Genomic DNA, 2,152 nt, shown 5'->3' on the forward strand with positions numbered 1-2,152 from the left:
CCCGCCATCACCTTCAGCCCCTGCGCGACGAAGGCGCGGTTGAGCCCGCGCAATTGCGCGACATCGGCGACGGTGCCGAGCGCGACGATATCGAGCAGGTCGATCAGCCGCGGCTCGACACGGTTCGCGAACCAGCCGCGCGCGCGCAATTCGCGCAGCAGCGCCGCGCCGAGCAGGAACGCCACCCCCACCGCGGCGAGATGGCCGTGCGCCCGCCCCTCGGTCTCATCGAGCCGGTTGGGATTGACCAGCGAATGCGCCACGGGGAGCGCGCTGGCGCATTGGTGATGATCGACGACGATCACATCGACCGGCGCCTCGCGCGCCGCGGCGAGCGCATCGAATGCCTGCGCGCCGCAATCGACGGTGACGATCAGCGTCGCCCCCTCCTGCGCCAAGCGCACCAGCGCCGGCCCCGACGGGCCATAGCCCTCCATCAGCCGATCGGGGATATACGGCCGCGCCTCGAGCCCGAGATCGCGCAGCAACAGGATCATCAGCGCGGCGGAGGTCGCGCCGTCAACATCGTAATCACCGAAGATCGCGACCTGCTCGCCCTGTGTCACCGCATCGGCGAGACGCGCCGCGGCGCGATCCATATCGTTGAAGATCGAGGGATCGGGCATGAAGCCGCGGATCGTCGGCACACGATGCAGGTCGAGCGCCTCGCGCGGGCAGCCGCGCGCCAGCAGGATTTGGGTAATGAGATCGTCGGGCGCGAAATCGTCGCGCTGGTCGGCAGCCAAGGCGCGCCAGCGCCACGGCTGGCCAAGGATCGAGCGTTCTACGCCAAGCACCGCGTTGGGAGTCATCCCCCCTATTGCCACGTTTTGCGCAGATAGCGACAGCCCGGTCAGCGCTGGAGGCGCCGCCGGGCTGTCGGCTGAATAGTGCGGTAGAACGCGATCCCCCTCCATCGTTCGCCCCGAGCCTGTCGAAGGGCTTCTTGTCCCATCGAGACGGGGACGCCCTTCGACAGGCTCAGGGCGAACGAATTAAAGGTTCGCGTTGGGCTCGATCAACGCGCGCTGGCGAGAATCGCCCGCGACGGCACCGCCGCCAGCAACGCCGCCCGCTGCGTATTGGCCGCGGCGAGCGTTTCGACACGGCAGCGCTGGACATTGGTCTGGCCCTCCGGATCGGCGCTCGACGCAGTCCCGCACACGCCGGTCACGGCATGGACGATACGGTAATCGAGCCGCTTCACGTCGCGCGGGTTCGACAGGTCGAGGTCGGCGTGGCGCACGCTGACCGAAGGAAGGGGGGCATCGCTCTGCGCAAACGCGGGCGCGCCGACGACAGCCGCGGCAAGCGCCGCGAGCGACAGGATCGTTTTCATCGATAGTCTCCGGGGTGAAGGTCAGTCGCGTCGGCGCCAACGCTTGCCTTCATATAGGCGCACCCGACCGCAAATGACGAACAACGATGTTGCCGACTCGTTCTGCAAAAGTGCAGAATAGCGACATGACGCCGGACTGGGACGACGTTCGCCATTTCCTTGCGGTTGCGGAAACGGGCAGCACGCTCGCCGCCGGGCGCGCACTGCGCGTCAGCCAGACCACCGCCGCGCGACGCGTCGCCGCGCTGGAGGAGGCGCTGGGGGTGATCCTGTTCGATCGCCGACAGGCGGGCTATCTGCTCACCCCGGCGGGCGAAGCGTTACTGACCCACGCGCGGAGCGCGCAGGACGCGCTACGCCGGCTGACCGACGAAGCCTCGCTGCTCGGGCGCAGCGCCGAGGGCGTGGTGCGCCTCACGCTGTCGCCGATCTTCGCCTTTACCTTCATGATGCCGATCATCGGCGATCTGCGCATCGCCCAGCCCTCGATCCATATCGAGATCGACACCACCGAGGACGTTCGCGATCTGGCCGGGGGCGAGGCGGATATCGCGCTGCGCGTCAGCAAGGAACGGCGCGGCGCCGGGCTCGTCTGGCGCCTGCTGACCGCCGATCCCTGGACGGTCTATTGCAGCCGCGCTTATGCCGAGCGACACGGCGTGCCGCGCCATATGTCCGAGCTGGTGAACCACCCTTTCATCGGCGGCGGCGAGCCTGGGGTGTGGGCGCATTATCAGGCGTGGCTGGCGGCGAGCGGGCTGGAGGAGAAGGTGATCATGCACCATAATTCCTCCACCGGGCTGCTCGCGGCGG

Annotated in this window: 3 protein-coding genes; 1 reads left to right on the plus strand and 2 read right to left on the minus strand. The window is 68.2% G+C overall.

What is annotated here, in order from left to right; all coding sequences use genetic code 11:
- Positions 1–812, minus strand: an 812-nt coding sequence (locus BGN95_RS16875) for a DHH family phosphoesterase (protein ID WP_502688309.1), incomplete at its 3' end; no start/stop codon positions are given.
- A gap of 206 nt (positions 813–1,018) precedes the next feature.
- On the minus strand, positions 1,019–1,339 hold the full coding sequence (locus tag BGN95_RS16880) for a UrcA family protein (protein WP_265268284.1): 321 nt from the start codon (positions 1,337–1,339) through the stop codon (positions 1,019–1,021).
- A 125-nt stretch (positions 1,340–1,464) separates the two neighbouring features.
- Here BGN95_RS16880 and BGN95_RS16885 point away from each other — a divergent pair.
- On the plus strand, positions 1,465–2,152 hold a 688-nt coding region (locus tag BGN95_RS16885; RefSeq protein ID WP_286773437.1), incomplete at its 3' end, for a LysR family transcriptional regulator.

This window comes from Sphingomonas sp. 66-10, from assembly GCF_001897045.1.
Lineage (GTDB): Bacteria > Pseudomonadota > Alphaproteobacteria > Sphingomonadales > Sphingomonadaceae > Sphingomonas > Sphingomonas lycopersici.

Excerpts from the sequence above, each read along its gene's own strand:
- BGN95_RS16880 (WP_265268284.1), bottom strand. The coding sequence starts at position 1,339 with ATGAAAACGATCCTGTCGCTCGCGGCGCTTGCCGCGGCTGTCGTCGGC.